The organism is Flavobacterium sp. 245 (assembly GCF_004362055.1).
In the GTDB taxonomy this organism is placed as follows: Bacteria; Bacteroidota; Bacteroidia; order Flavobacteriales; family Flavobacteriaceae; genus Flavobacterium.
The window spans coordinates 72,941-90,841 of sequence record NZ_SNXB01000009.1; the positions used below are offsets into that span (position 1 = coordinate 72,941).

Genomic DNA, 17,901 nt, shown 5'->3' on the forward strand with positions numbered 1-17,901 from the left:
GATTCTTAGATTCTTAGATTCTTAGATTCTTAGATTCTTAGATTCTTAGATTCTTAGATTCTTAGATTCTTAGATTCTTAGATTCTTAGATTCTTAGATTCTTTAAAATAAATTTACTTCGTAAATTTATTTTCGATACGTGAATTTACACAATAAAAAAAGCCTCTTCAAAAAGAAGAGGCTTTAGTACTCAGAGCGGGACTTGAACCCGCACGAACATTGCTGTTCACTGGATTTTAAGTCCAGCGTGTCTACCAATTTCACCATCCGAGCATTATATGGTTTTGAGCGAAAAACGGGGCTCGAACCCGCGACCTCGACCTTGGCAAGGTCGCGCTCTACCAACTGAGCTATTTTCGCGTTTTTTCAAATTCTGCTTAAGAACTACAACACTTCACTTGTTCTGTATTGCGAGTGCAAATTTAGGACATTTATTCAATTACACAAGCGTTTTTTGAAAAAATATTTTACTTATTTTATAACTTTCTGATAACCTAAACTTTAAACTTGAAAATTTTTTATTTTATTTTTTGACCAACATTCTTTTGATTTCATTCAGCTTCATCAGTGCTTCAACCGGAGTTATGGCGTTTATATCAAGCCCTAAAATCTCTTCTTTTATTTCTTCTAACAAAGGATCATCTAAATTAAAGAAACTCATCTGCATTTCATCATTAGCCGCCTTTATTCCGTTTAAAGCATCACTTGAATGATTTTTTTCTAATTTCTTTAAAAGCTTTTGCGCTTTAGAAATAACCAACTGAGGCATTCCAGCCATTTTAGCCACGTGAATTCCAAAACTATGTGCACTTCCTCCTTTTATCAGTTTTCGGACAAAAAGAACGGTATCTTTCAATTCTTTAACTGCAACGTTGAAATTCTGAATTCTCGAAAGCGATTCGGTCATTTCGTTCAATTCATGATAGTGCGTTGCAAATAAAGTTTTGGCTTTTGATGGATGTTCATGCAAAAATTCAGCAATTGCCCAAGCAATCGAGATTCCATCATAAGTACTCGTTCCTCTTCCAATTTCGTCTAAAAGAACCAAACTTCTATCAGAAATATTATTCAAAATTGAAGCGGTTTCATTCATCTCGACCATAAAAGTCGATTCTCCCATCGAAATATTATCAGAAGCTCCTACTCTCGTAAAAATCTTATCTACAATTCCCATTCTAACGCTGTCTGCAGGAACAAAGCTTCCCATTTGAGCCAGCAATACAATTAAAGCAGTCTGTCTCAAAATTGCCGACTTACCAGACATATTGGGCCCGGTAATCATAATAATCTGTTGCGTTTCTCTATCCAAGTAAACATCATTAGAAATGTATGGCGTACCAACCGGCAGTTGCTTTTCGATTACGGGATGCCTTCCTTCTTTGATTTCTAATTCACAAGTATCATCAATTTCTGGGCAGACATATTTATTTTCAATAGCCAATTGTGTAAAAGAACACAAACAGTCTAATTGCGCAACCAAATTAGCATTCATTTGAACTGGCTTGATGTAAGTCGCAATCCAAGCTACTAATTGCTCAAAAAGATCGGTTTCGATTTTATAGATTCTTTCCTCTGCTCCTAAAATTTTAGTTTCATACTCTTTTAACTCTTCAGTAATGTAACGCTCTGCATTGACTAAAGTCTGTTTGCGAATCCATTCTTCAGGAACTTTGTCTTTATGCGTATTTCGAACCTCGATATAATATCCAAAAACATTATTGAAAGATATTTTCAGCGAAGAAATTCCGGTGCGTTCTGATTCTCTTTTTTCAATTCCTTCTAAATATTCTTTTCCAGAAGTTGAAATTGCACGCAGTTCATCCAATTCTTCACTAATACCGCTTGCAATCGCATTTCCTTTTGCAATTGCCACAGGTGCATCCTGATTTAAAGTCAGTTTTATTTTTTCTCTTAATAAATCACAAGCATGCAGGCTATCCCCAATAACTTTTACAGCTTCCTGCGGACTTTCGAGTGCCAGAGTTTTAATTGGAATAATTGCATCCAAAGATTCCTTCAAATAAACAATCTCACGCGGTGAAACTTTTCCAGCTGCAATTTTAGAAATCAAACGTTCTAAATCTGAAATTTGCTTGATTTGATATTGAATATTATGCAGGATCTCAGGATTTGATTTCAAATACGAAACCACATCATGGCGTCCTTTTATTTTGTTTTTATCCTTTAAAGGAAGCGCCAGCCATCGTTTTAGCAAACGACCTCCCATAGGCGAAAGCGTTCTGTCGATTACATCTAAAAGCGTTACCGCATTTGGATTATAACTGTGATACAATTCCAAGTTTCTGATTGTAAAACGATCCATCCAAACATATGCATCTTCGGCAATACGCTGAATTGCCGTAATATGCTGCACGCGATTGTGCTGCGTTTCTGACAAATAATACAAAATTGCGCCAGAAGCAATAATTCCCTCTTTCAATTCTTCAATACCAAAACCTTTTAAGGAAATAGTCTGAAAGTGTTTTGTAAGCGTTTCTAAAGCATAATCTTCTTTGTAAATCCAATCTTCTAGATAAAAACTATGAAAATCATCTCCAAAAGCAGCTTTAAAATCACCTTTATTATTCTTCGGAACCAAAACTTCACTCGGATTAAAATTCTGCAAAAGCTTATCAATATATTCTGCATTTCCTTGAGCCGTTAAGAACTCACCCGTTGAAACATCTAAAAAAGAAATTCCGATATTTTTATTAGCAAAGTAAACTGATGCTAAAAAGTTATTTGATTTAGACTGTAAAACCTCATCATTTAAAGAAACTCCAGGAGTTACCAGTTCAGTAACACCACGTTTTACAATAGTTTTAGTCATTTTTGGGTCTTCGAGCTGATCACAGATTGCTACACGAAGACCTGCTTTAACCAATTTTGGCAAGTACGTATTAATAGAATGGTGTGGAAAACCAGCCAAAGCCGTTTCAGTCTCTGAACCCGCACCTCGTTTGGTCAACGTTATTCCGAGAATCTTAGAAGCTCTAATGGCGTCTTCTCCAAAGGTTTCATAAAAATCTCCTACTCTGAAAAGCAGACATGCATCAGGATATTTTCTCTTGATTTCGTTGTACTGTTTCATTAAAGGTGTTTCTTTCACCACTTTTTCTTTAGCTGCCAAATCGATATGTTTTAAATGAAAATTAAGACAGCGAATTTATAATTTTTTAACGGCATATCGAAGGCTTCAAAAATTAAAATATTTTAAGAAATTTTTGGGTTGACATTTAAGAATTTTACATAGATTTGTTCATCATTTAAACAAAGACTATAAAAATGAAAAAAATAATTTTATTTGTTATGATTGCTGTAGCTGGAATTACAGCATCTAACGCGCAAAGCACTAAAAAAACTAAACTTCCAAAAGTAGAAGGAGCTGGAATGGTTTTTGAAAACGAAACTATTGATTACGGAACTATCGCTCACAATGCTGATGGTAACCGTCAGTTTGTTTTTGTAAACAACGGAACAAAACCATTAATCATTACAAACACTCAAGGATCTTGTGGTTGTACTGTACCAACAACACCAAAAGAGCCAATTGCTCCAGGTGCTAAAGGAATTATTGGAGTGAAATATGCTACTGACAGAGTTGGTGCTTTTACAAAAACGGTAACTGTTACTTCTAATGCTGAAGGACAGCCAACAAAAGTACTTACTATTAAAGGTACAGTTTTACCAGATCCAGTAAAAAGCTAATCTGAAAAATAAAACAAAATAAAATAATTGAAAAAGCTTCCTTATCTTTGGAAGCTTTTTTTATGACCTGAATGCAACACAAATGAGAAAACTTGAAAATAGCGAATTAGACCGCAAATCGATTGAAGATTTTAAAAAATCAGACAAAACTCCTTTAATTTTAGTTTTGGATGATATTCGCAGTTTACATAATATAGGCTCTGTATTTAGAACTGCAGACGCTTTTTTGATTGAAAAAATCATTTTATGTGGCATCACAGCGACTCCTCCAAATAAAGAGATTCACAAAACCGCTCTTGGCGCTACAGAAACCGTTGCATGGGAACATCATGAAAATGTACTTGAAGTTATTGAAAATCTTAAAAAAGAAAACGTTTTAACTCTTGCTATAGAACAAGTTGAAAGCGCTATTTTTCTTCAAGATTTTAAAGTTGAAAAAAATCAGAAATACGCTTTAGTTTTTGGAAACGAAGTTTATGGCGTTGCTCAGGAAGCAGTTGCTATTTGTGACGGCTGTATTGAGATTCCCCAATTAGGAACCAAACACTCTTTAAATATCGCTGTAAGTGCAGGAATTGTGGTTTGGGATTTATTTCAAAAATTAAACTGGCCAAATTCCAATTAGAAGTATTTTAACGAAATAAATTGTTATTTTACAATAATTTCCATGTTTAAATGTTAGAAAATGAAAATTATTTTTTTATTATTATAAAAGTGATACTTTTATAAAATGAAAAATAATAGTTCTCTTAATATATATATCTTATTTATTTTATTGCTGTCCACTTCTTTTGGATTTGCTCAATATACCCCAATTCCTGACCCAAATTTCGAAAAGGCTTTAATCGATTTGAATATTGATAGTGGCGCCATAGATGGTCAGGTTCTGACAGCAAATATTAAAGATATAACAACCCTATTAATTCCAGGTAAAAATATCACTAACCTAACTGGCATTGAAGCTTTTGTAAAACTAGAAACATTAAATCTTGGGCTATTTAATGATAATACATCTCAAAGAAACTTTATTACAAATTTAAATCTTTCAAACAACATTTTTCTTAAGTCTTTATCCTGCGGTTATAATGAATTATCTACAATAGATCTTTCAAAAAACACTGCATTAGAATCTTTACACATAGAACACAATCAATTAAGTAGTCTAGATGTCTCTCAAAACAGTTCTTTAACTAACCTTTCATTTTACAACAATAACATTACAAGCATAGACCTTACTAAAAATACTTCTTTAATAAATTTAATTTGTCCCTTCACTAATTTAACAACTTTAGATCTTTCAAAAAACATTACTCTAAAATTTCTAAACTGTAGCGATTGTAAATTATCAAATCTTGATATTTCTAAAAACCCAGCGTTAGAAGTTTTAGATTTAAAAAATAACCAAATAACTTCTCTGGATGCTTCTAATAATCCAAATTTAGGATTGTTAGATTGCAGTCACAATCAAATAACGTCTTTGAACATAGCTAACAATTCAAATTTAGGAATTTTACAATGTAATTATAACCAATTAATTAGCTTAGATTTATCTAACAATACTAATCTAAATACTTTTTCGTGTGATAATAACCTGCTAACTTATTTGAATTTAAAAAATGGACAGAACGCTAAACTGACCTCTCCAAATTTTAAATTCAACTCTAGTCTAACCTGTATACAAGTAGACGATGAGGCTTATTCAAATACAAACTGGAAGGACAAAGACAATACAACAAAATATTCAAATGATTGTAGTAAGCCCGCTGCAACAACTGCACCTATTGTTAAAGCAACAGGAGACCAACTGTACTGTCCTCAAAACACAATAAAAATTGTAACCGATTTTACCATTACGCATGACCCCGCAGAAACAGGAACTAGAGGTGTTTTTGTTCAGATTTCATCTGGCTACTCAAGCGGTTTGGATCAGCTTGCTCTTTCAAATCCTACGTCACATCCTAACGTAACTACAAGCTGGGATTCAACAGCAGGAAAATTAAGCATAACAAGTTCAAGTCTAACAGGTGGCGATGTTTTATATTCCGACTTAGTTGCTGCTGTAAAAGATGTGATGTTCACAAATCCTTCGGCTTCAGCCTCTGGAACCAGAACTTTTTCAATAACAGTTGGTAACGCCAACTATCTGCCTTCAACACAACATTTTTATTTATATGTCCCAAGTATTGGTATTACCTGGACTTCGGCACGAACTGCTGCTGAGGCAAGTACCTATTACGGACTAAAGGGATATTTAGCGACCATTTTATCTGCTGATGAAGCCAAACTTATTGGCGAACAGGCATCGGGAACAGGTTGGATTGGCGGAAGCGACCAAGAAACCGAAGGTGTTTGGAAATGGATGACAGGCCCTGAAGCAGGCACTCTAATGACTTATACTTTCTGGAACAATGGTGAACCTAATAATTTAGGAGATGAAGATTACGCTCATATCACACAACCTGGAGTAGGAATACAAGGATCTTGGAATGATTTATCAAACACGGGATCATTAATTCCTGGAGACAATTACCAGCCAAAAGGTTATGTTGTTGAATATGGAGGATCAACCGGAGAATCACCTTTAGAAATTGCCACAAGCACTAAAATTACAATTCCAGAAGCAAATGTATTAACCCCAAACCCAATTTGCGATTCAGGAAGTTTTACTATAAATGCAACAGCAACTGCGGGAGCAACAATCAGCTGGTACACTCAAGCAACAGGAGGAACTGCGATTGCTACAGGAAGTTCTTACACTACACCCATAATAAACATTACAACAACTTATTATGTTGATGCCGGTTGCGAAACTAACAGAAAATCAATTACAGCAGTTATTAATAAAACGCCGACAACACCAACTGTAGCTTCGTCAAATGTTTCAAGATGCGGACCAGGCAGTGTAACACTTCAAGCTTCTTCTGATGTTGGACTTATCAATTGGTACACCTCTTCAACGGGAGGAACGAGCATTTTTACAGGAAATAATTTTAATACACCAACAATTACATCTTCTGCAATATATTATGCTGAAGCATCAAACAATGGCTGTTTAAATGGAACGCGTACTCCTGTAAACATTACAATTTATACGCCTCCGGTAGTTACTGATGAAACGGTAGTATTATGCCAATTTAATAAAAAAATACTTGATGCCGGAATATCAGGAATGACTTATTTGTGGTCAACTGGCGCTACAACTCAAACCATCGAAATAAGCACTGCAGGGACTTACACTGTTGATGTAACAAGTCCAGCACCACAAAACTGTACAAGCCGAAAAACAATTAAAGTTGAAGAGCACGAAATTCCCCAAATAGACCGTATTGATGTTGAAGGAACAAGAGCAATAATTTATCTTAAAAAAGAACAATCTTATTTTGAATATTCTGTTGATGGTTCAAATTTTCAGGATTCCAATATTTTTTACGATGTTCCAGGCGGTTTACAAACCGCTTATGTAAGAGAAAAAGGTGGCTGTGGCGGTACTGCGAAAAACTTTGTAGTATTAGTTTTTCCTGCTTTCTTTACCCCAAATAATGACAGTTATAATGATGTTTGGGAAGTAACAGGAATGGAAAATTATCCACAGGCACAAGTCACCATCTTTGATCGTTATGGCAAATTATTAGCGCAATTATCGCTTTCAAGAATGAGCTGGGATGGAACTTTTAACCAATCGCCACTTCCCGCTTCAGACTATTGGTATGCTTTAAAAATTGACAATCTGCATCCTATTTTGCGAGGTCACTTTACATTAAAACGATAAATTATATTTTTCCTGAAAATTCATTTTCAATATTCCCTAGGCAGTTTTCGATTAAAAAATGTAATTTTAAATATGAAAACTAAATTCTCTTGCAATTACACTTTGGCAATTGTATTACTTTGCTGTAATATAGTTTTTGCCTTCAAAGGTGTGCCTTTGCCTGAAAGCGAATTAAAAAAAGTCACCAAAAAATCTTCAACAGCTGCATCAATAATTACAGCAACTGGAAATCAGGTTTACTGTCCGCAAAGCAGTATAAAAATTGTAACTGATGTAGCTATCAATTCAACTGAAGAACTTACAGCTATTTATATTCAAATTTCTTCTGGCTATGTAAATGGTCAAGATATATTAACTCTTGTTGGCGCTCATCCTAATTTAACATCAAACTGGAACGCAGATTCAGGAACGCTTACTATTGCCCGCAATAACAACAATGCCACGCTATCTGAATTTATTACCGCTATAAAAGCAGTTGAATTTAGAAATAGCTCGGTAATTCCAACCGGCATTAGGAATTTTTCAATTAGCTTGGGACAGGCCAATTACCTGCCTTCTTCTAAACATTATTATCAATTTGTTTCTAGTCCAGGAATTTCTTGGGGCGATGCAAAAAGAGCCGCCGCCGCAAGTAATTATTTTGGCTTAAAAGGTTATTTAGTTACCATAACCACTCTAGACGAAGCAATATTTGTTGGAGAACAACTTTCGGGCACGGGATGGATTGGTGGCAGCGATACCAGAAAAGAGCCTGAATGGAGATGGGAAACAGGTCCAGAAGAAGGAACTCAATTTTGGTATGGCCGTCAAAGTGGTTCTACTACGACTTTTGCTTACTGGAATGATTATAAAGAACCAGATAATGGCGGAGAACTAGCCTTGAAAGGGGCTGAAGATTATGCCTATATCGCACCGCCCGGAAATGGCCAAAAAGGAAGATGGAATGATACCTCACTTTATGGAAGCAATGATCCATTAAACGTAAATTACCCGAGAGGATATATTGTAGAATATGGAGGAATGCCAGGTGATGTTTATCCGCAAATAAGTGCAAGCACTTCGTTGACTATGCTGTCTATTACCGAAACAAAAGCTCCGGATATCTGTGGCTCTGGAACTGCTTTATTAGAAGCTAAAAGCTCGGCAGGAACAATAAACTGGTATGCTGATGAAACCGGGGCAAGTTTAATCGCAACTGGCTCCAGCTTTACAACTCCGGTTTTAAATGCTAATAAAACGTATTACACAGCAGCCGAATTTGAAGGTTGTTTTACAAAACGAACTGCTGTTGAAGTAAGAGTAAATGCCGTTCCAGAAGTAACTTCTGTTTTAAATCCTGAACCTGTATGTGGTTCTGGAATCTTTTTTTTAGAAGCTACTGTTTCTGCGGGCGAAGCAAATTGGTTTGATTCTAAAACAGGCGGATCGGTTTTGGGAACTGGTTCTTTGTTTATTACGCCAAATCTTTCGTCAAATACCATTTATTATGTTGAAGCCAATAATAATGAATGCCGTTCATTGGCACGAATTCCGATAGAAATAAAAATTTATCCGCTTCCTGATGTTCAAAATCAAGAGGTAGTTTTGTGCGCACCTAATTCGGTTACACTTGATGCAGGAATCAGTAATGTGGCTTATTTATGGTCAACTGGAGAAACGACACAAAAAATAACCGTTTCTCAATTAGGAACTTATTTTGTTGATGTTACAGCTACATCTGCAGGAAATTGCTCCAATCGAAAAACCATAAAAGTAATAGAACTTCCTGCGCCCGAAATTCAAAAAATTGATGTTGACAATAGAACTGTGACTATTATTCTCAGCAATCCTGAAAGTTATTTTGAATATTCTATTGACGGAATAAATTTTCAGAACGCTAACATTTTTTATGACGCTCCCGGCGGTCTGCAAACTGCTTATGCAAGAGAAAAAAGTGGTTGTAAAACAGCTTCAAAAAGTTTTGTTGTGCTAGTTTTTCCTGCATTTTTTACTCCTAATAATGATTCTTTTAATGATGTTTGGGAAGTAACTGGAATGGAAAATTATCCCGAAGCACAAATTACGATTTTTGATCGTTATGGAAAATTTATTGCACAGTTAAACGCTTCAAAAAAATATTGGGACGGCACAACAAACAAAGCACCATTACCCGCATCAGATTATTGGTTTGTTTTAAAAATTGACAACACACAGCCTATTTTAAGAGGCCACTTTACATTAAAAAGATAAAACTTAATTAGAAAATTTGTCAATTAGAAAATTAGATGATTCCATATCATAATTTTCTAATTGGCACATTCTCTAATTGAAACATTAACCGATTTTCTTCTGAATTTCATCTAAAATAAAAAGATAATCTTCGTGTTTTTTTACAAAATCACGATCTGAAACATCAATAATAAGAACATTTAAATCAGTTTGGGATTTAATGTAATCCAAATAGCCATTGTTGATTTTATCCAGATAACTTGCCTCGATATTCTGCTCGTAACTGCGACCACGTTTTTTTATATTTTGAAGAAGCCTTTGGGTATTTTGATATAAATAAATATACAAATCTGGCTTTGGCATTTCTTTATAAATAATATCGAACAAATTTCGGTAGAGTCGATATTCATCTTCTCCAAGTGTTATTTTAGAGAAAATTAGGGATTTAAAAATATGGTAATCAGCAACGATAAAATCCTTAAACAAATCAAATTGTTTTAAGTCATCTGATAATTGCTGATAACGGTCTGCAAGAAAAGACATTTCCAACGGAAAAGCATATCGGTTCTGGTCTTTATAAAACTTCGGCAAAAAAGGATTATCTGCAAATCCTTCTAAAACGGTTTTTGCATTAAAATCTTCTGCTATTTTATGAACTAATGTTGTTTTTCCGGCACCAATATTTCCTTCAAAAGCTATATAATTGAAGTTTTCTAATGCAATTCCCTGCAACGGACTTTTTAAATTCTGAACCATTGTACAAACACTGTCATCAGGAGAAAGAGCTATTAATTCTGAAATAGTTTTCTGGAAAACAGGATGTTTCCAGTCTAGCTTTAAATCCTGAACCGGCAGTAAAACAAAATTTCTGTTTTGCATTAATGGATGCGGAATCTGGAGTTTTTCAGTTTCTATAATTTCATCGTCAAAAGCAATTAAATCAACATCAATAATTCGGGACTGATATCCTTCCTGATTGGATCTAATTCTCCCTAATTGCTTTTCAACTTTTAAAACCTGATTCAGTATTTTTTGTGCCGATGAAGTGCTGTGCAAAAGAAGCGCACAATTATAAAAAGCATCACTTTCAAATCCCCAAGCCGGAGTTTCATATAGTTTTGAAACCCTGATAACAGTTCCAACTTCCTGATGTATTAAAGCAATACAACTTTCAATATTTGCTAACCTGTTTCCCTGATTGCTTCCTATAGATAAAACGACTTGATGCTGTGACTTCATAATTAATGCAAAGTAACTAAAACTATTTTAGAATTGAATACATTATTTGCATCAAGACTTAGAAGTTTCCAATTACTTCAAACTCCTCTTTTTTGTCTTTATTATCAGAAACACGGCTTAAAAAATCTTTCAAATCGCTCGTTAAAGGCAATTGATTTTGGCTCGCCCAAAAAGATGCTTCATATGGAAATTTTACTTTAAAAATGTCCTTATCGATCGACAAATTTGAATTGGCTTTTGATGAAATAAAGCTGTTCGTTACAAAAAAGTTAGTCGTATAATCATAGATCGCTTTTGGAACTTTTTCATTTTCAGCCAGCTCTACCTGTACTGTTGAATTTGCATTGCTTAAATAATATTTATTGGTATTGTTGCTTTTTTTATAATTAGAAGTTCTCTTGTAGAGCTTTGTTCTATAATTCGCTTTTCCGTCTTTTGTAAAAGGCACATTATCCGGATCATCATAAAAATCAAAGTAGGTTTCTATAATGGCATAATCTTGTTTATTGATAATAAAATACCCGCTTGTTTTTTGGTTAATTTCATTGATTTCCTTCTTGACGAAACTGATTTTATAGTAATCGCCTTTTACATTTTTTTCCTGCGTTAACTCATAATTATCAAGGCTAATTTGTATCAGAGAATTTAAATTAAATAATTCTTCAAAACTTTGAAATTTAAAATAAATAAAATCCTTCTTATCTGCAATCCCTACTTTTCGCATATTCAAAATTTCAACGCTGCATTTATTGTCAGGCTGGCTTTTTGTTTTAAAAATAGATTTTCTCGAAACCGTTCCATAAATATCCTGCAGTCTGGAAAGTTCATTATTTCTTTTTAGAGTACATCTAAAAAAGAAATTCTCATTATACGGTTCCAGCCCATAATTCTCTTTCAGTTTTGAATATGCTTTTTTGATGATAGCCATCTCACTTCCAACTACAACCTCATCAAGTTCTACAATACTGCTCTTTAAGAAAATGGTATCCAGTTTTTGCACTTCGTCAAAACTTAACTTTAGATCGTTATATCCAATCAAACTGAAATTGATCTCATTCACATCTGAAATAAAAGAAAACGCGCCTTCTTGATTTGTCAATGAATTGTCTTTTTCATTATATACATTTACTTTGTCCAAAGGCAGTTTTGTAGTTCTGTCAGCAACTATTTTTTTAATTGCTATTTTTTGAGCGAAAGCTGAAATGCTGAAAAATACGAAGAAAGCCAAAACAATAATTTTTCGATACATATAGTAAAAATTAAGATTCTCAAATATATACCTTTAAATACTATTTATCTTATAAAATAAAATATTCTAAAAAGAATTTAAAAATGTAAAATCTACAAATATTTCATAAATCATATAACAGAATTAAAACGCATTTAGATATATTTGTAACAAAGGAGTCTTTGTAGCTACTTATTAAAAAAATATACATTATGAAGTTTTTAGGAAATGTAATTGCCACAGTGATTGGTATTTTTGTATTTATCATGTTATTCTTTTTCGGAGTAATCCTTATTGGGGCTATTTTTGGAGGAGAAGATACGGTTTCTGTAAAAAAAGATTCGGTTATTGAACTGAATTTAAAAGACATTAAAAATGACTACGCAGGAAAATATAAAGATCCTTGGGTAACTGTTTTTTCAGACCAAAAAGGAATCGGCTTGACCGATGTGATCAACGCAATCGAAGCCGCAAAAACAGATGACAATATCAAAGGAATTTCTATTCTAAATGACGAATCTTCTTTAGGACTTGCTCAATATAAAGATTTACGAAATGCACTTGAAAGCTTTAAAAAATCGGGAAAATTTGTTTGGGCTTACGCCAATACGTATTCGCAGAAAGAATATTATTTAAATTCTGTTGCCAATACCGTTTATTTAAATCCAGCGGGCGATTTAGATTTTAAAGGCCTTTCATCTGAAGTCATGTTTTTTAAAGATTTCCAAGACAAATCAGGTATTCACATGGAAGTAATTCGTCATGGAAAATACAAAAGTGCGGTTGAGCCATTTTTAGAGAACAAAATGAGTGATGCTAACAGAGAGCAAGTTACCGCTCTGTTAAACTCAATCTGGGCAACTATTTCTGCTGATATTTCAAAAAGCCGAAATATTCCGCTTCCGAGATTAAATGAAATTGCAAATGGCTTATTGGCTAGAACTCCAGAGTTGGCAAAAGCCAATGGTTTAGTTGATATTGTGGCTTATGAAGATGTTTATCACAATGCGATCAAAAAAGCATTAAAAGTAACCGGCGACGACGATTACAATAAAATATCGATTGATGATTACACACAAAACAATGTAACTACAGCGCTGACAAATATTGAAACGGATCAAATTGCAATTATTTACGCTCAAGGCGAAATTGAAAGCGGTGAAGGAGATGTAAATATTATTGGTGAAGGCTCAATGCGCCGCGCACTTCAGGAAGCTAGAAAAGATGATGATGTAAAAGCAATTGTTTTAAGAATTGACAGTCCTGGTGGAAGTGCCTTAACTTCAGATTTGATTTGGAGAGAAATTGAAGTGACCAAAAAAGTAAAACCTGTAGTAGTTTCAATGGGTAATTATGCAGCATCTGGAGGATATTATATTGCCTGCAACGCTAATAAAATTTTCGCCGAAAGCAACACCATTACAGGTTCTATTGGGGTTTTTGGAATATTGCCAAATTTCAGTCCGCTGGCAAACAAATTAGGAATCAACACTGAACAAGTAAAAACACACGAAAACGCCGCAAATTATAGTCCGTTTGTTCCAATTGACGAAAAATTCAAAGCTTTTACTTTAGAAGGTGTTGAACATATTTACAACACTTTTGTAACGCACGTTGCCGAAGGAAGAAAAATGACATTCGCTCAAGTTGATGCCATTGCACAAGGAAGAGTTTGGTCTGGAACCGAGGCTTTGAAAATTGGTTTAGTAGACAAAATTGGCGGATTAAATGATGCTATTGCTGAAGCTGCAAAAATTGCCAAAATCAAAACATACAGTACTCAGAATTATCCTGAATACGAAAAAACTTTTGGTGATATTTTATCAAAAATGCCTTTTGCACAATCTAAAGAAGCTTTCATAAAAGAAGAAATTGGCGAAGAAAACTATTTATTGATCGAGCAAGTTAAAAAACTTCAAAAACAAAAAGGAGTTCAAGCTATAATGCCTTTTGGAATTAATATTAAATAATTCAAAATGAAAAAGATATTTTTGTTTTTGAGTGTTTTATTCCTTTCAGCTGTAAATGCACAAAATGCAAAACAGGAAACTTTTAAGGAAACAAATGTTACTTTAAAAATCAACGTTGACCAGCTTTATGGAACACTTACCGTTCCTGAGACGACTAAAAAATGCCCTGTAGCCTTAATTATTTCAGGTTCAGGACCAACGGACAGAAACGGAAATAATCCGATGATGAAAAACAATTCATTAAAAATGCTGGCAGAAGCGCTAGCAAAAAACGGAATTGCATCATTGCGATATGATAAAAGAGGAATTGGCGAAAGCAAAGCATCGGCGGGTGAAGAATCAAGCTTGGTTTTTGAAAATTATACCGAAGATGCTAAAAGCTGGATTAATTTTTTGAAACAAGACAAACGTTTTACGCAAATAACTATTATTGGCCACAGCGAAGGATCATTAATAGGAATGGTTGCTGGAGCAAAAGCAAACAAATTTGTTTCAATCGCGGGTGCGGGAGAATCGGCTGATAAATTATTAAAAGAACAAATTTCTTCAAAATCAAACAAGCAAATTGAAGAAATGACCTTTCCAATAATTGACAGTTTAAAAAGTGGCAATAAAGTAAAAAAAGTTGACCCGCTTTTAAATTCGCTTTTCAGGCCAAGTATTCAGCCTTATCTGATTTCGTGGTTTAAATATGATCCTCAGACAGAAATAAAAAAATTAACGGTTCCTGTTTTAATAATTCAAGGAAATAAAGATTTACAGGTAAGCGTTTCTGATGCTGAGAGCTTATCAAAAGCCAGTAAAAATGGTGAATTAGTCATAGTTGACAAAATGAATCATGTTTTAAAAATTATTGACGGCGACAATAAAGCCAATTTCGAAAGCTATAACAATGAAAGTCTGCCTATTTCAGAAGACTTGACAAATAAGGTTATTTCTTTCATCAAAAAATAAATATAACATCAAAAACCAAATCCGTTTGAAAAATTTCAAACGGATTTTTTTTGTTTAAATTTAATACATTTCTTACATTTTTAAGAAAACTTTATCTGCGCACTGTGGTAAAAAAAGTTATTTTTGCAGAACTCGATTTTAAGTAAACCCTCAAATCTATAAATATGTTAAAGAAAATTTTAAAAATAACCGCCATTGTAATTGTGGTTTTTGTGGCCGCATTATTTGCCATTCCTTACTTCTTTAAAGACCAGATTAAAGCAAAAATAGCTGATGCTATCAATGAAAGCGTTGATGCAAAAGTAAGTTTTGCTGACGCTGACTTAAGCTTATTCCGAAACTTTCCAAATGCTTCAGTTGGAATCGAAAAACTGGTAATTATCAACAAAGCGCCGTTTGAAGGCGATACGTTAGTTTCATTAGGGCAACTGAACCTAAAAATGAGCATTAAAGAACTTTTCAAAGGAAAAGATGAACCTTTAAGCATTCAGGGAATTACTTCTGAAAATGGTTTGATCAACATTATTTTTAATAAAGATGGTGTCGGAAACTTCGATATCGCTTTAAAAGACAAAAAAGAAGAAACCAAAGATGATAAAAGCAAACCGCTTTCATTAAAAATTCAAAACTATAAAATCGAAAATTTCACCTTCAGATATATTGATCAAGGTTCTAAAATTAAAATGGTAATTGATAGTTTGAACCATGAAGGAACAGGAGATTTTACCAATGCAAAATTAGATTTAACGACAAAATCAACAGCAAAAGTATCGCTAGATATGGATAAAGTAAATTACATGAAAAATGTAAAACTGACTTTAGATGCTGTTTTAGGAATTGATCTTGATAAGAGCAAATATACTTTTAAAGAGAACAAAGCTTTAATCAATCAATTGCCTTTAGAGTTTGACGGATTTATTCAGATGACAGACAAAGCTCAGATTTATGATTTAAAGTTTAAAACTCCAACATCTTCATTTACAAACTTCTTAGGTTTGATTCCTTCTGCTTATGCAGCCGGTTTAGATGGTGTAAAAACAACTGGAGATTTTACCGTTGCAGGTTTTGCAAAAGGAGAATTAACAGACACAACAGTGCCTAAATTCAACATTGCAATTGCTTCAAACAATGGTTCATTTCAATATCCGAACTTGCCAAAGTCAGTTCAAAATATTGTAATTGATACAAAAATCATCAACGAAACAGGAATTCTAAATGATACCTACGTCAATTTAGACAAACTGACTTTCAGAATTGATCAAGACGTTTTTAGCGCTAAAGCGAATATTAAAAATATTACCGTAAATCCTATTGTTGATGCCGCTTTAAAAGGAACAATCAATTTGGCAAATCTTTCAAAAGCGTATCCAATTAAAATGGATAAACCGCTTGCTGGTATTTTAAAAGCTGATGTTACCACAAATTTTGATATGGCTTCTGTTGAAAAAAGTCAATATCAGAACATTAAAAATGCAGGAACTATGAGTTTGTCAGGATTTAAATATACTGACGAAAACAATAAATCGATGAACATCAGCATTGCGCAAGTTGAATTTAATCCGAGTAAAATCAACTTAAAACAGTTCAACGCTACAACAGGAAAAAGTGACATTGCAATCAACGGAATTTTAGAAAACTTCTATGGTTTCATGTTCAAAAAACAAGAATTAAGAGGAAACTTCAATATGAGTTCAAATCAGTTGGCCGTTGATGATTTTATGACAGCCGGCGAACCTGCAAAAGAAGAAACAAAAACTGCAGCAAAACCAGCTGAAGCAATGAAAATTCCTGCCTTTTTAAATTGTACATTAAACGCAAAAGCAACGACTGTTTTATACGATAATTTAAAACTGAAAGATGTTTCTGGAAAACTGATAATCAAAGATGAAAAAGCAATTTTAGAGAACTTTAAAACATCTATTTTTGGAGGAACAATTGGTTTGACCGGAGCCGTTTCTACAAAAGAAAAAGTTCCGACTTTTGATATGAATTTAGGCTTCAACCAAGTTGATATTGCTCAGACTTTCACACAGCTTGATATGATGAAAAAAATTGCTCCTATCGCAGGAATCATCAATGGTAAATTAAATTCTACTATCAAGTTAAATGGAAATCTGGATGCAAATGAATTGACACCAGATCTAAAATCTATTTCGGGAGATTTACTTGGACAATTGCTTTCGACAACAATAAATGCTAAGAACTCCACTTTACTAAATGCCCTTGGTTCAAACATTAAGTTTATTGATATGAACAAAGTGAACTTAAACGATATTAAAGCAGCTTTGACTTTTGAAAATGGAAAAGTGAACGTAAAACCATTCGACATTAAGTACCAAGACATTAAAGTTACAGTTGGCGGTACTCATGGTTTTGACCAAACGATGAATTATAACTTGAAATTTGATGTTCCGGCTAAATATTTAGGAAGTGAAGCAAACGCTTTTATTTCTAAAATGTCTCCTGCTGATGCAGCAAAATTGGAAAACATTCCGATCAATGCTATGATTACAGGTAATTTTTCTAGTCCAAAAATCAGTACTGATATGAAAGCCGCTGTAAGCAGTTTAGCAACTCAGGTAGCCAATCAGCAAAAAGATAAATTGACGCAGAAAGGCTCTGCTGCTTTGACTGATTTAATCAATAAAAACACAAAAGCTAAAGATACAACGCAAGCTGCAAAAACAGAAAAAGAGCAAAAAACTCAAGAAGTAACCAAAAAAGCAAGCGACTTGCTGAATGGATTATTCAAGAAGAAAAACTAAATCAAATTGATTTCACAAAAAAGCCTGTTCTTTCATTAGAACAGGCTTTTTAAATTATAT

Annotated in this window: 10 protein-coding genes and 2 tRNA genes; 7 read left to right on the forward strand and 5 right to left on the reverse strand. The window is 33.8% G+C overall.

The genetic code is table 11. The annotated features are described in order from the left end of the window. Nucleotides 1-187: 187 nt before the first annotated feature. From EV145_RS16770 to mutS, 3 genes are all read right to left on the reverse strand, one after another. Nucleotides 188-273: transfer RNA gene (locus EV145_RS16770), tRNA-Leu, on the reverse strand. Between the two features lie 14 nt (nt 274-287). After that, a tRNA-Gly gene (locus EV145_RS16775) sits at nt 288-360 on the reverse strand. Nucleotides 361-523: 163 nt separating this feature from the next. Then, on the reverse strand, nt 524-3,130 hold the full coding sequence (gene mutS / locus EV145_RS16780) for a DNA mismatch repair protein MutS (protein WP_166638475.1): 2,607 nt from the start codon (nt 3,128-3,130) through the stop codon (nt 524-526). Nucleotides 3,131-3,285: 155 nt separating this feature from the next. Here mutS and EV145_RS16785 point away from each other — a divergent pair, with 155 nt between their 5' ends. The 4 genes from EV145_RS16785 (at nt 3,286) to EV145_RS16800 (ending at nt 9,706) form a co-directional block, all read left to right on the forward strand. Further along, nucleotides 3,286-3,708 carry a DUF1573 domain-containing protein gene (locus EV145_RS16785; RefSeq protein WP_133526352.1) on the forward strand — a complete coding sequence of 141 codons (423 nt, stop codon included), beginning with the start codon at nt 3,286-3,288 and terminating at the stop codon, nt 3,706-3,708. An 82-nt stretch (nt 3,709-3,790) separates the two neighbouring features. Next, nucleotides 3,791-4,333 (forward strand): RNA methyltransferase, encoded by a 543-nt coding sequence (locus tag EV145_RS16790; RefSeq protein WP_133526353.1) that lies wholly within the window; start codon nt 3,791-3,793, stop codon nt 4,331-4,333. Nucleotides 4,334-4,438: 105 nt separating this feature from the next. Beyond that, nucleotides 4,439-7,477 carry a T9SS type B sorting domain-containing protein gene (locus EV145_RS16795; protein WP_133526354.1) on the forward strand — a complete coding sequence of 1,013 codons (3,039 nt, stop codon included), beginning with the start codon at nt 4,439-4,441 and terminating at the stop codon, nt 7,475-7,477. Nucleotides 7,478-7,549: 72 nt separating this feature from the next. Continuing rightward, nucleotides 7,550-9,706, forward strand: coding sequence for a T9SS type B sorting domain-containing protein (locus EV145_RS16800; RefSeq protein ID WP_133526355.1), 2,157 nt, complete (start codon nt 7,550-7,552; stop codon nt 9,704-9,706). 84 nt (nt 9,707-9,790) lie between these two features. On the opposite strand, the gene folK is transcribed toward EV145_RS16800, so the two are convergent. Both folK and EV145_RS16810 read right to left on the reverse strand, forming a co-directional pair. Further along, nucleotides 9,791-10,924 (reverse strand): 2-amino-4-hydroxy-6-hydroxymethyldihydropteridine diphosphokinase, encoded by a 1,134-nt coding sequence (folK, locus tag EV145_RS16805; RefSeq protein ID WP_133526356.1) that lies wholly within the window; start codon nt 10,922-10,924, stop codon nt 9,791-9,793. 58 nt (nt 10,925-10,982) lie between these two features. Further along, nucleotides 10,983-12,173, reverse strand: a complete 1,191-nt coding sequence (locus EV145_RS16810) for a hypothetical protein (protein WP_133526357.1) — start codon at nt 12,171-12,173, stop codon at nt 10,983-10,985. A 191-nt stretch (nt 12,174-12,364) separates the two neighbouring features. On the opposite strand from EV145_RS16810, the gene sppA reads away from it, so the two are divergent. From sppA to EV145_RS16825, 3 genes are all read left to right on the forward strand, one after another. Then, the gene (gene sppA, locus EV145_RS16815) at nt 12,365-14,122 is read left to right on the forward strand and encodes a signal peptide peptidase SppA (RefSeq protein ID WP_133526358.1); all 1,758 of its coding nucleotides are present in this window, start codon (nt 12,365-12,367) and stop codon (nt 14,120-14,122) included. A 6-nt stretch (nt 14,123-14,128) separates the two neighbouring features. Beyond that, nucleotides 14,129-15,076 carry an alpha/beta hydrolase gene (locus tag EV145_RS16820; RefSeq protein WP_133526359.1) on the forward strand — a complete coding sequence of 316 codons (948 nt, stop codon included), beginning with the start codon at nt 14,129-14,131 and terminating at the stop codon, nt 15,074-15,076. A 164-nt stretch (nt 15,077-15,240) separates the two neighbouring features. Next, nucleotides 15,241-17,841, forward strand: coding sequence for an AsmA-like C-terminal region-containing protein (locus EV145_RS16825; protein WP_133526360.1), 2,601 nt, complete (start codon nt 15,241-15,243; stop codon nt 17,839-17,841). Nucleotides 17,842-17,901: the final 60 nt, after the last annotated feature.